Raw genomic sequence first — 13,635 nt, 5'->3', positions numbered from 1 at the left:
GCGCGCTAACGTTTCGGCAGGAGGCGAAAGATGGTGATGCTACGGCTGAGCTCGATGGCCCTGTCCCGGTCCAGGTTCGCGCTGTCGCCGCTGGCCGAGACGCTGGGGTCGATGTGCGTGCTGGTCAAGCCGTGCTCCGATCCGTGGCTCGTCCCCTGGTACGACCGGCACCGCGACGCCTTCCTCGCCGTCCTCGACGCCGATCCCTTCGCCAGGGGCCTGGTCGAGCTGATCTCCTCGACCAAGTACCTCCCCGGCTACATCACCCTTCCGCCGTCCGGCGGGATGCGTACCGCCCTGGACGACGAGCTGGCGCCGGTCGCCGCCGCATCCGACGCGGCCGTGCGCGCCGACCTCGAAGCAGCGGTGGCGCACAGCTGGAAGCGGCACGACCTGGGGTGGCTTACCGGGCGCGGCTGGGGAGCCCGTACGGCTGGTCTGTTCCGGTACACCTGGGAGGCCCACATCCTCGCGGACTGGCCGCGCCGCCGAGCGCTGCTGGAACGGGACGTCAGCCACCGGGCGGGACTGCTGGCCGCCTACGGCTGGCCCCGTGCCCTCCAGCAGATGAACCGCCGCAGTGCCTGGGTCGGCGCGGACGCGATCCGCTTCAGCCACCAGCCGGGACCGGACCGTGTCGTCGGCGAGGACGGAATGCTGTTCGTGCCGGTCTGTGTGACGAGCGGCACCTGGCTCGCCGAGGAACCCCCCGCCCGGTACGCCCTGGTCTATCCGGCGCGCGGGTCCGCCGCCGAAGCCACCGGCGGGCTCCGGCCCGCCCGTGCGCTGGAGCGGCTGATCGGCACCGGCCGCGCCGCCGTGCTCCAGGAACTGGAACGCCCCGCCACCAGCACCGAACTCGCCCGCCACTTCGGCCAGTCGCTCGGCACGGTCGGCGGGCATCTGGCGGTCCTGCGCGACGCGGGCCTGGTCACGGGTACGAGGGTCGGCCGGCGGGTCGTCTACCGGCGCACCGGGGCGGGCGACGCCCTGGCCGGGGACGGTCCTGTCCAAGAGGGGGCGGAACCGATGTGATCAGGCGATCACTGCGATAGGTACGAGCCGCGAAAGATCCTCCCCTGGCACTAGGGAGTTTGTTTTGCCTACCCATTACTCTTGTCCCAAGGCCGCGCTGGGTGGCCATGGAGGAGTGAGATGAGGAGCAGCAACCCGGTCTTCTCGCGACGGGGCTTCAGCCGCGACAACGGTTACGCGAACGTCAACGCGGCACCGCAGGCCGGGGCCCCCGTAGCGGGTGCCAACCCGTACGCCACCAACCCCTATGCCCAGCCGGACGCCCAGTACGGCGCCCCGCAGGCGCCGGCGCGCTCCGGTGTGATGACGATCGACGATGTCGTCACCCGTACGGCGCTGACGCTGGGCACGGTCGTGGCCGGTGCCGCCGTGGCCTGGGCCGTGCTCCCGGTCGACGAGGCGAACCTCGGCAAGTCGTACGGCATCGCGATCGGCGCCGCGCTGATCGCCTTCGTGCTGTCGCTGGTCCAGTCCTTCAAGCGCAAGCCGGTCCCCGCGCTGATCATCGCGTACGCGGCCTTCGAGGGTGTCTTCCTCGGGGTCATCTCCAGCGCGGTCAGCACGTACATCTCACCGGGTGTCGTGATGCAGGCGGTGATGGGCACCATGTGTGTCTTCGCCGGTGTGCTGTTCGCGTACAAGATGCGCTGGATCCGCGTGACCCGCCGGTTCTACGGCTTCGTGATGGCCGCCGCCATGGGCTTCATGCTCCTGATGGTGGTCAACCTGCTGTTCGCCGCCTTCGGTGGCGGTGACGGCCTCGGCTTCCGCAGCGGTGGCCTCGGCATCCTCTTCGGTGTCGTCGGCATCATCCTCGGTGCCTGCTTCCTGGCCCTGGACTTCAAGCAGGTCGAGGACGGCGTCGCGTTCGGCGCTCCGCGCGAGGAGTCCTGGCTGGCGGCCTTCGGCCTCACCATGACCCTGGTGTGGATCTACCTGGAGATGCTGCGCCTGCTCTCCATCCTGAGCGGTGACGACTAGACACAGCCGGCAGACATGTCGACGAACGGCCCGCAGGCTCCTGCGCAGGAGCCTGCGGGCCGTTTTCCGTGCCAAGCGGGGACGGGACGGCGCTACAGGAGCTTGCGGGCTGCTCTTCGCAGGTCGTACTCGTGGATGAGCGCCTTCGCGTGTCCATAGGCGAGGTCGTGCTCGCTCCGCAGCCAGCTGACCTTCTCCTCGAAGCGGAGAGCGGGGCCGTCCTCGACGGTGCGGAGCCAGTCGGAGATCTCACGACCGGTGCAGTGCGGGATTCTGGCGAGCAGGTTGCGGTGGGTCTCTTCGGACAGGACTTGGGACATGGCGCCTCCGACGCGTTGTGCGCGGTACTGGTCCTTCCCGACACCGTGCCTGAGGGCCGGGCCGTTGGCAACCATCCGGGCGGGGGCGCGTAGGGTCGCGGGGTGCTCGATACGACGCCCCTGATCATCGCCGTGGACCGATTCGCCGACCGGCTGCGTGCCGCCCCGCAGAGCAGACTGCAGCGGGGTGCGGCGGCCGAGGGGCTGGCCGTGGCCAGGCAGTTGGCGGTACGGGCCCAGCGCGTCGAGGCGCCGGACCGGGAGCCGAGGACCATGCCGGACGCCGGGATCTTCGCGATCGGTGACCAACTCGCGGTCGCGGGGCGGGATCTGGCCGTGGCACTGGAAACGGCCCCGTCGGCGGAGCTGGACGAGGCCGTGCGATTCGTCGAGGAAGCGACCGCCCGGGCCTTCGCCTAGGCGGTACGCGCGGCAGCGGCCGGCGAGGGCCGCTGTGCCGTGGGGGGTGCGGGGGTGGGGGCCGGACGACCGGTCCGCGGGCTAGAAGCTCGCGATGACGCGGTCGGCCAGTATGTACACGTTCTCCCGGCCGCACGAGAACGTCAGCGCGTACGCGCCGGAGACGCCGGAACCGCCCAGCAGCACCGGGTGCTCACCGGACCGCAGGGACTCGGCCAGTCGCTCCGCCGTCTCGCGGTGGCCGGGTGTCATGCAGAGCGTGGTGCCGTCGGCGAAGACGTAGACGTCGAGCGTGCCGAGTGGGCCGGGTCGCACGTCGGAGAGTTCCGTACGGCTGTCGGCCAGCTCCTCCAGGCGGTTCACCGTGCGCTCGTGGTCGGTGACGACGGGTGTCTGCACCGGCACGAAGTCGGGGTGCGAGGGGTGGCGGCGACGGGCCGCGGCCAGCTCGGGGGAGTCCTCCGCGAACTCCGCGATCTCCGGGAGCTCGGTGATGTCGGCGAGCTCGGCCAGTTCCGTCAGCTCCTCCAGCGCTTCGGTGGCGTCGAGGTCCATCGCCTCCAGGCCGGCGAAGTCCGCCTGGCGCGGCATGAAGAACGGGGCGTCCTCGCCGACCCCGGCCAGGCCGCCCAGCAGCGACGGGGCGTCGGCGGCGTCGCGCGCTTCCTGCGTGGCCCAGAAGGCCCGCGCCTCGGCGAGTTCGCGTTCCCGCTCCTCGGCCAGCGCCTCGGCCACCGCCGCGCGTATTTCCGCGGCAGGTGTGGCGTCGTTACGGCTCTGGGCGGGGACCGTGGCGGCCTGGGCGCGGCCGTCGGCCAGCTCCCTTCGAAGGGCCGATACCTGCCTACGCAGCCCGTGAGCGGCGTGCAGAGCAGCAGCGCCCACGGCCGTGGCAGCGGCGGTGGTCAGCAACAGGGCAAGAGGCATGGCGCTCACTGACTTACTCCCGGTTTCAATCGATCCCCCGACTTCCTACATCAGCTTGGCCTCTACCGGCACCATGTGTCAGTGCATTACGTCACGAATTGGACAGGTCTTTGTGCCCGGGGTTTAGCCCTGATGCTGGTGTGACCTGCGGGAATGACTCTCCCCCAGGAGATAGGTCACATCCTGGGGGAGATTCGGTCACGGTCGGGGCTCGGAACCGGCCACCGGCCCGCCCCGAGGGCCTCGGAGCGGGGCGGGAAGGGGCTCAGCTCAGCCGCTCGTGCTGGTGGTCGCGTTCGCTTCGCTTCCGCTGAGGGCAGGTGCCGCCCTCGTTCCTCGGGCGACCCCTACCCTCCGCTCCAGCTCAGCTCAGCCGCTCGATGACCATCGCCATGCCCTGGCCGCCGCCGACGCACATCGTCTCCAGGCCGAACTGCTTGTCGTGGAACTGGAGGCTGTTGATCAGCGTGCCGGTGATCCGCGCGCCGGTCATGCCGAAGGGGTGGCCCACCGCGATGGCGCCGCCGTTGACGTTGACCTTGTCCAGCGGCAGGCCGAGGTCCCGGTAGGACGGGATCACCTGGGCGGCGAAGGCCTCGTTGATCTCGGCCAGGTCGATGTCGCCGACGCTCAGCCCGGCCCGCTTCAGCGCCTGCTTGCTCGCCTCGACGGGGCCGTAGCCCATGATCTCGGGGGAGAGGCCGGAGACACCGGTGGAGACGATCCGGGCCAGCGGGGTCAGGCCCAGCTCGCGCGCCTTGGTGTCGGACATGATCACGAGCGCCGCGGCGCCGTCGTTGAGCGGGCAGCAGTTGCCCGCGGTGACCAGGCCGTCGGGGCGGAAGACCGGCTTCAGGCCCTGCACGCCCTCCAGGGTGACGCCCGCGCGCGGGCCGTCGTCCTTGGCGACCACGGTCCCGTCCGGCGTCGTCACCGGGGTGATCTCGCGCTCCCAGAAGCCGTTCTTGAGGGCTTCCTCGGCGAGGTTCTGCGACCGGACGCCGAACTCGTCCATGTCCTGGCGGGTGACGCCCTTGGTCCGGGCCAGGTTCTCCGCGGTCTGCCCCATCGAGATGTACGCGTCCGGCACCAGGCCGTCCTCGCGCGGGTCGTGCCAGCTCGCACCGGACTCCGCGGCGCGAGCCGCGGTGCGGGCCTCGGCGTCCGCGAACAGCGGGTTGTGGGTGTCCGGCCAGCTGTCGGAGTTGCCCTTGGCGAACCGGGACACCATCTCGACGCCGGCCGAGATGAACACGTCGCCCTCGCCGGCCTTGATGGCGTGCAGCGCCATGCGGCTGGTCTGCAGGGACGAGGAGCAGTAGCGGGTGACCGTACAGCCGGGAAGGTGATCCATCCCCATCTGTACGGCGATGATGCGGCCCAGGTTGTTGCCCTGCTCGCCGCCGGGCAGGCCACAGCCGAGCATCAGGTCGTCGATGTCCCTGGGATCCAGCTCGGGGACCTTGGCCAGTGCGGTCTGGATGATCGTGGCGGTCAGGTCGTCCGCCCGCAGGTCCTTCAGCGAGCCCTTGAAGGCCCGGCCGATGGGGGAACGGGCAGCAGAGACGATCACGGCTTCGGGCATCACGCGGCTCCATGAGGGCTGGAAGGCTGGCTGGCGGACTGCTCTGGAAGTTACCCGGACGTACCTCTGAGGTCACCCGGACCGGCATGTGATGCGGGCCTCTTTTCTAAGCGACCGCTCAGTCAGTCGGCGGTCGGGGTGCCCGTGTCGGTGCCCGGACGCCGCTCCACCCGGGTGGAGCCGCCCTGTTCCCGGCGTTCCCCCGGTTCTCCCTGCTCCCCGTGGCCGCCCTGACGCGGATGACGGTGCCGGTGCGGATGGGGGTGCGGATGCGGCTCCGTGGCCGCGGGCAGGCGCCGCCGCCTGCGGTGCTTGAGGAGCGCCCAGGGCGCTCGGGCCCCGGTGACCTCCGTACCGGCCTCCCTGGCCGCCTGGGAGGCCGCCTTGGCCACCGGCAGGATGTCCTCGCGCCGGGCGGCGTCCAGATGGTCGGACTCCGGCCACAGCCCCAGCACCGCGCAGAGCGTCGGCAGGACCGCCATCGCCGCGGTCGCGTACCCCTCGGCCGAGGGGTGGTAGTTGTCCGGGCCGAACAGCTCCCGCGGGTTCGCCTCGAACTCCGGGCCCAGCAGGTCGCCCAGCGACACCGTGCGCCCGCCCTGCTCCACCGAACCGATCGTCTGCGCCGCCGCCAGCTGCCGGCTCACCCGCCGGGCCAGCCACCGCAGCGGCTGGTAGACCGGCTCGATCGTGCCCAGGTCCGGGCAGGTGCCGACCACCACCTCGGCGCCCGCCGTCCGCAGCCTGCGCACCGCCGTGGTCAGACAGCGCACCGACTGGGTCGCGGGCATCCGGTGCGTCACATCGTTCGCCCCGATCATGATCACGCAGACGTCCGGGGCCCCGGACGGGTCCGCAAGGAGCAGCGATACCTGCCGCTCCAGATCGTCCGACCTGGCCCCCGGCTGCGCGACATTGCGCAGGTCCACCGGCCGCTCCGAGACCGCAGCCAGCCCCGAGGCCAGCAGCGCGCCCGGCGTCTGTCCGGCCCGCCGCACGCCCTGCCCGGCCGCCGTGGAATCCCCCAGCAGCCCCAGCCGCAACGGATCCGACGGCCCGGCGAACGCCACCCCGTACCGCCCGTCCGCGCTGGGCGGGACCGGGGCGACCCCGCCGCCCACCAGCCGCTTCGCCAGCTGGACCTCCGCCAGCAGGACGCCTACCGCCGCGGCGCCCAGCAGTCCGACGCTGCCGCCGCCGTAGGCCGCGCCCGCCGCGATCCGCCGTGCCACCCTCGCTCTCGACACAGTCCGGTCCACCTCCTCGTCGCCATTCACGCCCCGTCCGCGGCGGCCGGTGGTGTCGCGGGCCGTCGCGGTGAGGTCGTCACCGCCGTACACAGAGCTAACTGCCCCCAAGAGGGCGTCGTTCAATCGCTTCGCCCAATCCGGTCCCCGTACGCATACTCTTGCCGCACCATCACGGAGACCCCGGAGTACACGGTGCAATTCCACGATTCGATGATCAGCCTCGTTGGCAACACCCCGCTGGTGAGGCTGCGCAGTGTGACGGCCGGCATCCAGGCGACGGTCCTGGCCAAGGTCGAGTACTTCAACCCCGGCGGCTCGGTCAAGGACCGGATCGCCCTTCGCATGATCGAGGCCGCCGAACAGAGCGGCGAGCTGCTGCCCGGCGGCACGATCGTCGAGCCGACGAGCGGCAACACGGGTGTGGGCCTGGCGATCGTCGCGCAGCAGAAGGGCTACAAGTGCATCTTCGTCTGCCCGGACAAGGTGTCCACGGACAAGATCAACGTGCTGCGCGCCTACGGGGCCGAGGTCGTCGTCTGCCCGACGGCGGTCGACCCCGATCACCCGGACTCCTACTACAACGTCTCCGACCGGCTGGTCCGTGAGACGCCCGGAGCGTGGAAGCCCGACCAGTACTCCAACCCGAACAACCCGCGCTCCCACTACGAGACCACCGGTCCCGAACTGTGGGAGCAGACGGACGGGAAGATCACCCATTTCGTGGCGGGCGTCGGCACCGGCGGAACGATCAGCGGCACCGGCCGCTATCTGAAGGACGTCAGCGAGGGCGCCGTCAAGGTCATCGGCGCGGACCCGGAGGGCTCGGTCTACTCGGGCGGCTCGGGGCGGCCGTATCTGGTCGAGGGCGTCGGCGAGGACTTCTGGCCGACGGCGTACGACCGGACGGTCACCGACGAGATCGTCGCCGTGTCCGACAAGGACTCCTTCCAGATGACCCGCCGGCTCGCCAAGGAGGAGGGGCTGCTGGTCGGCGGCTCCTGCGGGATGGCGGTCGTGGGCGCCCTGGAGGTCGCGAAGCGGCTGGGCCCGGACGACGTGGTCGTCGTCCTGCTCCCGGACAGCGGGCGCGGCTACCTGAGCAAGATCTTCAACGACGAGTGGATGGCGGACTACGGCTTCCTGGAGAACACCGGTCCCTCCGCACGCGTCGCGGACGTCCTCGACTACAAGGAGGGCCCGATCCCGACGCTCGTCCACATGCACCCGGAGGAGACCGTCGGCGAGGCGATCGACGTCCTGCGCGAGTACGGCGTCTCGCAGATGCCGATCGTGAAGCCGGGCGCCGGTCACCCGGACGTGATGGCCGCCGAGGTCATCGGCTCGGTGGTCGAGCGCGAGCTGCTGAACGCGCTCTTCGCCCAGCGCGCCTCGCTCTCCGACCCGCTGGAGAAGCACATGTCGTCACCGCTGCCGCAGGTCGGCTCCGGCGAACCGGTCGAGGACCTGATGGCGGTGCTCGGCGGCGCCGGCGCGGCGGACGCGGCGATCGTGCTGGTCGAGGGCAAGCCCAAGGGCGTGGTCAGCCGGCAGGACCTGCTGGCGTTCCTCGCCAAGGACGCGGCGGCGGTCGCCAAGCCGTAGCCACCCCGACAAGCCGTAGCCACCCGGACCGGACCGAACCGGACCGGACCGGACTGGGGCTTCGCGAAAACGGTACGAGCGCGACACGTACCCGCAGCACCGGCTTAACACGGGTCGGGCAGATTGATGGGTGTCGGCAGGGAAACCCGCCGGCACCGAAACGGCGACACGGACTACGGAGCGGCTCCCGGACCTCCATTGTCGTCAGGATGCGCGACCGGCCCTGACCCGGACCGCGTCCTTCGCGGGGACCGCCGTCGTCCCGCCCTCCGGGCAACCGGGGGTGCGGCGGTCCCCGCGACATACCTGTGCGCGGGCCCTCCGACAGCCGCTCAGCCGGCCGGTGCGGCGACCCCCGCCGTCAGCAGCACGAGGCGCTCCGCCGACTCCGTACCCGGCTCCGGGGTGTAGACCACCAGGCACTGATCGGGATCCCCGGGCACGTCGAGCGTCTCGTACGGGAGCGTCAGCGCGCCCGCGGCCGGGTGGTCGATCCGTTTGACGCCGTACGCCTTCGCCTTCACCTGGTGATCCGCCCACAGCCGGCGGAAGTCCTCGCTGCTCATCGACAACTCGCCCACCAGCGTAGCCAGTTGCTTGTCGTGCGGGTGGAGGCCGGCGTCCAGGCGCAGATGGGCGACCGTCTCCGTGGCCACGGCTGCCCAGTCCGGGTAGAACGCGTGGGACGCCGGGTCCAGGAACACCTGGCGCGGGACGTTGCGCGCGTCCGGGGCGAGCTCCGAGAAGCCGAGGACGGCGTCCGCCGCCGCGTTCCACGCGAGTACGTCCATCCGGCGGCCCAGGACGAACGCCGGTGCCCCGCCCAAAGTGTCCAGCAGCAGCCGCAGCCCCGGCCGCACCCGCTGGGCGTCCGCCGGGGCCGCCGTGCGCGGCTTCGGGCGGGCCACCGTGCGCAGATGGGCGTGTTCCGTCTCGTCCAGGCCGAGCACCCGGGCCACCGCGTCCAGCACGGCGTCCGAGACGCTCGGGCCGCGCCCCTGCTCCAGCCGGATGTAGTAGTCCACGCTCACCCCCGCGAGCTGTGCCACCTCCTCGCGCCGCAGGCCCGGAACGCGCCTGCGGCCGTACGAGTTCAGCCCGACGTCACCGGGCTGAATGCGGGCACGTCGTGAGCGGAGGAAGTCTCCGAGGTCGCCGTCCATGCCGCGATGGTAGAAGACCCGGCCGCCGCCCAGCCTGGTACTGCCGGACCCAGGAAAGACGCATCCCTGGGTAACGGCGTCCCCCGGCGGCAGAGTCGTTCCCGAGCAGGGGAGACGCCCCGGCCCGCAGAACCAGGGAGTACGGACATGTCGTACGGGACACTCGCAGGCCGCACCGCAGTCATCACCGGAGCCGCCAGCGGCATGGGCGAGGCCACCGCCCGGCTGCTCGCCGCCCAGGGGGTCAGGGTGGCACTGCTGGCCCGCCGGGGGGAGCGGCTGGCGGAACTGGCCGGCAAGATCACCGCCGACGGCGGCCAGGCACTCGCCGTCGTCGCCGACGTCACCGACCAGGCGTCCGTGGACGCCGCCGCCGAGCGGGTGCACGCCGAGTTCGGCCGGGTGGACCTGGTGGTCAACGCCGCCGGAGTGATGCTGCCCAACCCGGTGGACGAGGGCCGCACCGACGAGTGGCAGCGGATGCTGGACACCAACGTGTCGGGCGTCCTGCGCGTCATCCGGGCCTTCACCGCGGACCTGGTGGCGGCCGCCGCCGACGGCCGGACCGCCGACCTGGTCAACATCTCCTCGATCGGCGCGCACATCACGTTCCCCAACTACGCGGTGTACGGCGCGACGAAGGCCGCGCTCACCTACCTCTCGGCCTCGCTGCGCACCGAACTCGGCCCGCGCGACGTCCGCGTCACGAACATCGAGCCGGGCCTCACCGACTCGGAACTGGCCGGGCACGTCGACAACGCGGCGCTCAGCGGCGAGCTCGACGGCATGTTCGACGCGCTCGGCGGGCTCTCCGGCGACGAGATCGCCGACCTGATCGCGTACACGACCAGCCGCGCCCGCCACATCAACCTGCGTCAGCTGGTCGTGCTGCCGACCCGTCAGGCGTGAGGCACCGCCCGGCCGGCGCCGCTCAGTCCTCCCAGTCGGACTTCTGGCGCTCGTCTTCCCGGCGCCGGGAGAGGCGCCCGCCGCGGGCGGCCTGGAAGGCGTTGACGCCGACGATCCCGAGCCAGGCCACGACCAGCCCCTGGATGCCCGCGTTCGCCACCCCGATGGCGGACAGCGGGATGGCCAGGACCAGCGAGACGATCGCGAATCCGTACTGCTCGGCGAAATTCCCGGGGGGACGCTCCGGCCGGCGCGCCCCCCTGGCGACGACGATCTGCTGCTCCGCGAGATGACGCCTGACCCGCCGGTCGAGCGTGCCGTCGAGCCGCTGCTCGACCTTCTCCAGAAACGACTCGACGAGCGCGGACTCGTACTCGGTGCCCAGCTCGCTGCGGGCCTGAAGGGTGGCGTCGAGCTCCTTCTTGAGCTCCGTGTCGGGTGCGTCCATGGTCCTACGTTACGAAGCCGTGGCGGCCGGGTCAGTGGGGCTAACCCCCCTGTTTACGCTGGGGGCGGGCGCCGGGACCGCGCCGGCCTCACTGGCGCCAGGCCACCGCGAGGCCCTTGCTGATCGCCATGACGACGGCGAGGACCAGGGCCGGGACGACGTAGCCGGCCAGCGCCAGGGCCACGGCACCCGCACCGAACCAGCAGGTCTCGAAGGCCACCCGTATCGCGCCGTGCACCTTGTGGGGTGCGTCGGGTGCCCCGAACAGCCACCACAGCACGATCATCACGACCGGTCCGCCGATGCCCGCGAGCAGCCGCAGCATCCACCCAGTGCCGAGAGTGAAACCCCAGGTGGCCACGGATGCGATGACGGCGAGCTCCGACAGGAAGACGACCAGCAGGTTGACCGACTTCATGCCGCCTTCCCCGGGACGGTCGCGCCGGCGCGACGCACCAGCCACCAGGCGGTGCCGAGGTGGGTGGCCGCCGCGAGCGTCCCGCCGACCGCCATGCCGGTGACCCCCCGGCTGACGCCGATGTACGCGTCGCCCAGCTGCGCCGCCCCGGCCACCGCCAGGACCGGTACCAGCGCGCGGTGTTCCCCCTTCAGCAGGTACACCAGCGCGGCGGCGAGCGGGACCGCGCGGACCGCGTAGGCCTCGGCGTACACCTGGAGCCCGGCCGTCGGACCGGTGCCGGCCGGCAGCAGGAGCGTGGGGCGTGCCACCGCGATCACGGCCGCGACCGCCGAGCCCGCAGCCATGGCCACGTTGAGTCCGGCCAGTGAGCGTCGCATTTCGTCACCTCGTTAATCATTAACTCTCTGAATGATTTGCTGATGATACGGTGCTGGGCGTGAAGGATGTCAAGCAGGAAACGCTGACCGGCACCACGGCCTTCCGGCTCGGCACGCTCGGTGCGATCACCGCCGAACTGTTCGCCGAGCGGCTCGCCGTCCACGAGCTGAAGCCCAAGCACGCCGGGCTGCTCGCCCTGCTGGCCAGCGGTGCGGCGGCCTCGCAGCAGGACATCGCCCGCACCATGCGCGTGACGCCCAGCCTGGTGGTCGGCCTCGCCGATCACCTGGAGGAGCTGGGCGCGGTCGGCCGGGAGCGCGACCCCGTCGACCGCCGCCGCCAGATCCTCACCCTCACCGACCGGGGCCGCGAACTGCTCGCCCTCTGTACGGAGACGGCGGAAGCCATCGACGAGGAGCTGACGGCCGGGCTCGACGACGCCTTCCGCACGAACCTGCGCCGGACCCTCGCCGTACTGGCCGCGCGGGCGGGGCTGCCCGGGTAGGGGGGTGTCGCCCGCTACGGCCGGCGGCGCAGCATGTTCATGATGGTCATCGTCAGCACCGTCTCACCGCGCTGGTTGAGCACCTCCACACCGGTGTGCACCAGCCCGCGGTCGGGCTTGGAGCGCGAGACGCGGGCCCCGGTGACCGTGGCCCGGACCGACAGGGTGTCGCCCGGCCGGACCGGCCGCTGCCAGCGGAGTTCGTCGACGCCGGGGGACGCGAGCGAGGCGACCTTGCTCAGGTAGTGGTCCGCGTACATGCGCATCATCACGGCCGTGGTGTGCCAGCCGCTGGCGATCAGCCCCTGGAACGGGCCGTCCTGGGCCGCGGCGGGATCCGTGTGGATGCTCTGGGTGTCGAAGCGCCGGGCGAAGTCCAGGATTTCCTGCTCGGTGAGGGTGCCGGCGCCGAAGACGTGCACGGCGCCCGGCACGTAGTCCTCGAAATACCGGTCCTCGACGGGGGAGGCGAAGTTGTCGGTGCTGGCAGGAGCGGCCGTCGTCACGGGTGCCCTCTCGCTCGGTTCCCCGCCCGCGTTCGGCGAGGCTCTGTGGACGGGAATTGGACGGAAACTGGACGGGAAGCGACTGGAACACGCGAACGGTAGTGGACCGCCGCGTCCGCCGGGGCGGCCGGCGAGGTGTCTGCATATGGACATGCAGACGCCTTGCTGGCTGAATGGATTCGTCGGTGCCCGACCGCGGCGCGACGGATCTACCGAGGGGACAGGATGAGCGGGAGCAGCCCGGCCGCGAGGTTGCAGCAGCTGTTCGAGGGGCGCAGGCTCACCCCCACCCAGCGGCGCATCGCGCACTCGATGGTGCGCAGGGCCGGGGACGCGCCGTTCCTGTCCAGCGTCGAGCTGGCCGAACTGGCGGGGGTGAGTCAGCCCTCCGTCACCCGGTTCGCCGTGGCGCTGGGCTTCGACGGCTACCCCGCGCTGCGCAGACACCTGCGCGAGGTCTCCCCGGCCGGGGCCGCCGAGGGGGGCGGGGACGACACGTACAACGAGTACCAGCAGGCGGTGCTCGGTGAGATCGAGAACCTGCGTCACCTCGCTGAGCTGCTCGCGGACCCGGGCCCCGTCGAGCGGGCCGGGCGACTGCTCGCCGCCTCGCGCCCGTTGCCAGTGCTCGGGCTGCGCGCCGCCTCCTCGCAGGCCCGGGGCTTCGGGTACTTCGCCGCCAAGGTCCACCCCGACGTCCGGGTGCTCGACGAGGGCGGCAGCATGCTGCACGACCGGATCGACGTCGCCCGCCGGGCCGGCGCCACCGCGCTGATCTGCTTCGCGTTGCCGCGCCACCCCCGGGAGGTCGTGGACGCGCTCGCCTACGCGCGGGAGCAGGGGCTGACCGTGGTGTCGGTAGCGGACTCCGCGTTCGCCCCGGTGGCCGCCCACAGCGATCTGCTGATCCCGGCCGCCGTCGGGACCGGGCTCGCCTTCGACACGGCGTGCGCGCCGATGCTGCTGGGGCGGGTGCTCCTGGAGTCGATGTGCGACGCCCTGCCGGACGCGCAGGCACGCCTGGAGGAGTTCGACGCGAGGGCGGCGGCGCGGAGCCTCTTCGTCGAGTGACGGGGCCCCGCGCCCGGTGGGCGGATTCTTGGGGTCCTCGCAACACCTGATGGCTTATGTGGCCGTCAGTAGATCACGCAGGCGCTCGGCTGGGGTTTTCCAGCCGAGCGTTTT

General features: G+C 71.6%; 16 protein-coding genes. 7 read left to right on the top strand and 9 right to left on the bottom strand.

The annotated features are described in order from the left end of the window. The first annotated feature begins 30 nt into the window (after positions 1–30). The gene (locus ACGFU6_RS18305) at positions 31–1,035 is read left to right on the top strand and encodes an ArsR/SmtB family transcription factor (protein WP_393611933.1); all 1,005 of its coding nucleotides are present in this window, start codon (positions 31–33) and stop codon (positions 1,033–1,035) included. Between the two features lie 120 nt (positions 1,036–1,155). Next, positions 1,156–2,016, top strand: a complete 861-nt coding sequence (locus ACGFU6_RS18300) for a Bax inhibitor-1/YccA family protein (RefSeq protein WP_393611931.1) — start codon at positions 1,156–1,158, stop codon at positions 2,014–2,016. Positions 2,017–2,108: 92 nt separating this feature from the next. On the opposite strand, the gene ACGFU6_RS18295 is transcribed toward ACGFU6_RS18300, so the two are convergent. Next, positions 2,109–2,336 carry a DUF4287 domain-containing protein gene (locus tag ACGFU6_RS18295; protein ID WP_123527779.1) on the bottom strand — a complete coding sequence of 76 codons (228 nt, stop codon included), beginning with the start codon at positions 2,334–2,336 and terminating at the stop codon, positions 2,109–2,111. A 102-nt stretch (positions 2,337–2,438) separates the two neighbouring features. Between ACGFU6_RS18295 and ACGFU6_RS18290 the strand changes: the two genes are divergently transcribed. Further along, positions 2,439–2,756: a hypothetical protein gene (locus tag ACGFU6_RS18290; RefSeq protein WP_393611929.1), complete on the top strand. Its 318-nt coding sequence runs from the start codon at positions 2,439–2,441 to the stop codon at positions 2,754–2,756. Positions 2,757–2,837: 81 nt separating this feature from the next. Here the strand turns inward: ACGFU6_RS18290 and ACGFU6_RS18285 are convergent, their stop codons facing one another. From ACGFU6_RS18285 to ACGFU6_RS18275, 3 genes are all read right to left on the bottom strand, one after another. Further along, entirely contained in the window at positions 2,838–3,683 is an 846-nt protein-coding gene (locus ACGFU6_RS18285; protein WP_393612272.1) for a hypothetical protein, read from the bottom strand. A gap of 364 nt (positions 3,684–4,047) precedes the next feature. Next, positions 4,048–5,268 (bottom strand): acetyl-CoA C-acetyltransferase, encoded by a 1,221-nt coding sequence (locus tag ACGFU6_RS18280; RefSeq protein WP_393611927.1) that lies wholly within the window; start codon positions 5,266–5,268, stop codon positions 4,048–4,050. Between the two features lie 122 nt (positions 5,269–5,390). After that, a complete protein-coding gene (locus ACGFU6_RS18275; protein ID WP_393612271.1) occupies positions 5,391–6,500 on the bottom strand; it encodes an SGNH/GDSL hydrolase family protein in 1,110 nt (369 codons plus the stop codon). A 210-nt stretch (positions 6,501–6,710) separates the two neighbouring features. Between ACGFU6_RS18275 and ACGFU6_RS18270 the strand changes: the two genes are divergently transcribed. Then, entirely contained in the window at positions 6,711–8,120 is a 1,410-nt protein-coding gene (locus ACGFU6_RS18270) for a cystathionine beta-synthase (protein WP_393611925.1), read from the top strand. A 332-nt stretch (positions 8,121–8,452) separates the two neighbouring features. On the opposite strand, the gene ACGFU6_RS18265 is transcribed toward ACGFU6_RS18270, so the two are convergent. After that, the gene (locus tag ACGFU6_RS18265) at positions 8,453–9,283 is read right to left on the bottom strand and encodes a helix-turn-helix transcriptional regulator (RefSeq protein ID WP_393611923.1); all 831 of its coding nucleotides are present in this window, start codon (positions 9,281–9,283) and stop codon (positions 8,453–8,455) included. A 147-nt stretch (positions 9,284–9,430) separates the two neighbouring features. Here ACGFU6_RS18265 and ACGFU6_RS18260 point away from each other — a divergent pair, with 147 nt between their 5' ends. Then, the gene (locus ACGFU6_RS18260) at positions 9,431–10,192 is read left to right on the top strand and encodes an SDR family oxidoreductase (RefSeq protein WP_393611922.1); all 762 of its coding nucleotides are present in this window, start codon (positions 9,431–9,433) and stop codon (positions 10,190–10,192) included. 22 nt (positions 10,193–10,214) lie between these two features. Here the strand turns inward: ACGFU6_RS18260 and ACGFU6_RS18255 are convergent, their stop codons facing one another. The 3 genes from ACGFU6_RS18255 to ACGFU6_RS18245 all read right to left on the bottom strand — a co-directional run bounded on the left by ACGFU6_RS18255 (position 10,215) and on the right by ACGFU6_RS18245 (position 11,438). Continuing rightward, a complete protein-coding gene (locus ACGFU6_RS18255) occupies positions 10,215–10,640 on the bottom strand; it encodes a hypothetical protein (protein WP_393611920.1) in 426 nt (141 codons plus the stop codon). Between the two features lie 88 nt (positions 10,641–10,728). After that, a complete protein-coding gene (locus ACGFU6_RS18250) occupies positions 10,729–11,058 on the bottom strand; it encodes a YrdB family protein (RefSeq protein ID WP_393611918.1) in 330 nt (109 codons plus the stop codon). Further along, complete coding sequence (locus ACGFU6_RS18245) at positions 11,055–11,438, bottom strand: hypothetical protein (RefSeq protein ID WP_393611916.1); 384 nt, start codon at positions 11,436–11,438, stop codon at positions 11,055–11,057. Before ACGFU6_RS18245 ends, ACGFU6_RS18250 begins: the two co-directional genes overlap by 4 nt. A 59-nt stretch (positions 11,439–11,497) precedes the next feature. Between ACGFU6_RS18245 and ACGFU6_RS18240 the strand changes: the two genes are divergently transcribed. Beyond that, positions 11,498–11,944 carry a MarR family winged helix-turn-helix transcriptional regulator gene (locus tag ACGFU6_RS18240; RefSeq protein WP_393611914.1) on the top strand — a complete coding sequence of 149 codons (447 nt, stop codon included), beginning with the start codon at positions 11,498–11,500 and terminating at the stop codon, positions 11,942–11,944. Between the two features lie 14 nt (positions 11,945–11,958). Here the strand turns inward: ACGFU6_RS18240 and ACGFU6_RS18235 are convergent, their stop codons facing one another. Then, positions 11,959–12,450: a MaoC family dehydratase gene (locus ACGFU6_RS18235; protein WP_393611912.1), complete on the bottom strand. Its 492-nt coding sequence runs from the start codon at positions 12,448–12,450 to the stop codon at positions 11,959–11,961. A 225-nt stretch (positions 12,451–12,675) separates the two neighbouring features. On the opposite strand from ACGFU6_RS18235, the gene ACGFU6_RS18230 reads away from it, so the two are divergent. Further along, positions 12,676–13,521, top strand: coding sequence for a MurR/RpiR family transcriptional regulator (locus ACGFU6_RS18230; RefSeq protein ID WP_393611911.1), 846 nt, complete (start codon positions 12,676–12,678; stop codon positions 13,519–13,521). Positions 13,522–13,635 lie beyond the last annotated feature (114 nt).

Origin of the sequence: Streptomyces sp. NPDC048462, assembly GCF_043200175.1 — a bacterium.
Taxonomy (GTDB): Bacteria; Actinomycetota; Actinomycetes; order Streptomycetales; family Streptomycetaceae; genus Streptomyces.
The sequence above is the reverse complement of the archived record's forward strand: the minus strand, read 5'-3'. Positions and strand labels throughout refer to the sequence as shown.

What these genes read in the sequence shown, in the direction of transcription:
- ACGFU6_RS18295 (WP_123527779.1), bottom strand. Translation starts at nt 2,336, where the DNA reads ATGTCCCAAGTCCTGTCCGAAGAGACCCACCGCAACCTGCTCGCCAGA.
- ACGFU6_RS18245 (WP_393611916.1), bottom strand. Translation starts at nt 11,438, where the DNA reads ATGCGACGCTCACTGGCCGGACTCAACGTGGCCATGGCTGCGGGCTCG.
- ACGFU6_RS18230 (WP_393611911.1), top strand. Translation starts at nt 12,676, where the DNA reads ATGAGCGGGAGCAGCCCGGCCGCGAGGTTGCAGCAGCTGTTCGAGGGG.
- ACGFU6_RS18305 (WP_393611933.1), top strand. Translation starts at nt 31, where the DNA reads ATGGTGATGCTACGGCTGAGCTCGATGGCCCTGTCCCGGTCCAGGTTC.
- ACGFU6_RS18260 (WP_393611922.1), top strand. Translation starts at nt 9,431, where the DNA reads ATGTCGTACGGGACACTCGCAGGCCGCACCGCAGTCATCACCGGAGCC.
- ACGFU6_RS18300 (WP_393611931.1), top strand. Translation starts at nt 1,156, where the DNA reads ATGAGGAGCAGCAACCCGGTCTTCTCGCGACGGGGCTTCAGCCGCGAC.
- ACGFU6_RS18285 (WP_393612272.1), bottom strand. Translation starts at nt 3,683, where the DNA reads ATGCCTCTTGCCCTGTTGCTGACCACCGCCGCTGCCACGGCCGTGGGC.
- ACGFU6_RS18265 (WP_393611923.1), bottom strand. Translation starts at nt 9,283, where the DNA reads ATGGACGGCGACCTCGGAGACTTCCTCCGCTCACGACGTGCCCGCATT.
- ACGFU6_RS18280 (WP_393611927.1), bottom strand. Translation starts at nt 5,268, where the DNA reads ATGCCCGAAGCCGTGATCGTCTCTGCTGCCCGTTCCCCCATCGGCCGG.
- ACGFU6_RS18255 (WP_393611920.1), bottom strand. Translation starts at nt 10,640, where the DNA reads ATGGACGCACCCGACACGGAGCTCAAGAAGGAGCTCGACGCCACCCTT.
- ACGFU6_RS18250 (WP_393611918.1), bottom strand. Translation starts at nt 11,058, where the DNA reads ATGAAGTCGGTCAACCTGCTGGTCGTCTTCCTGTCGGAGCTCGCCGTC.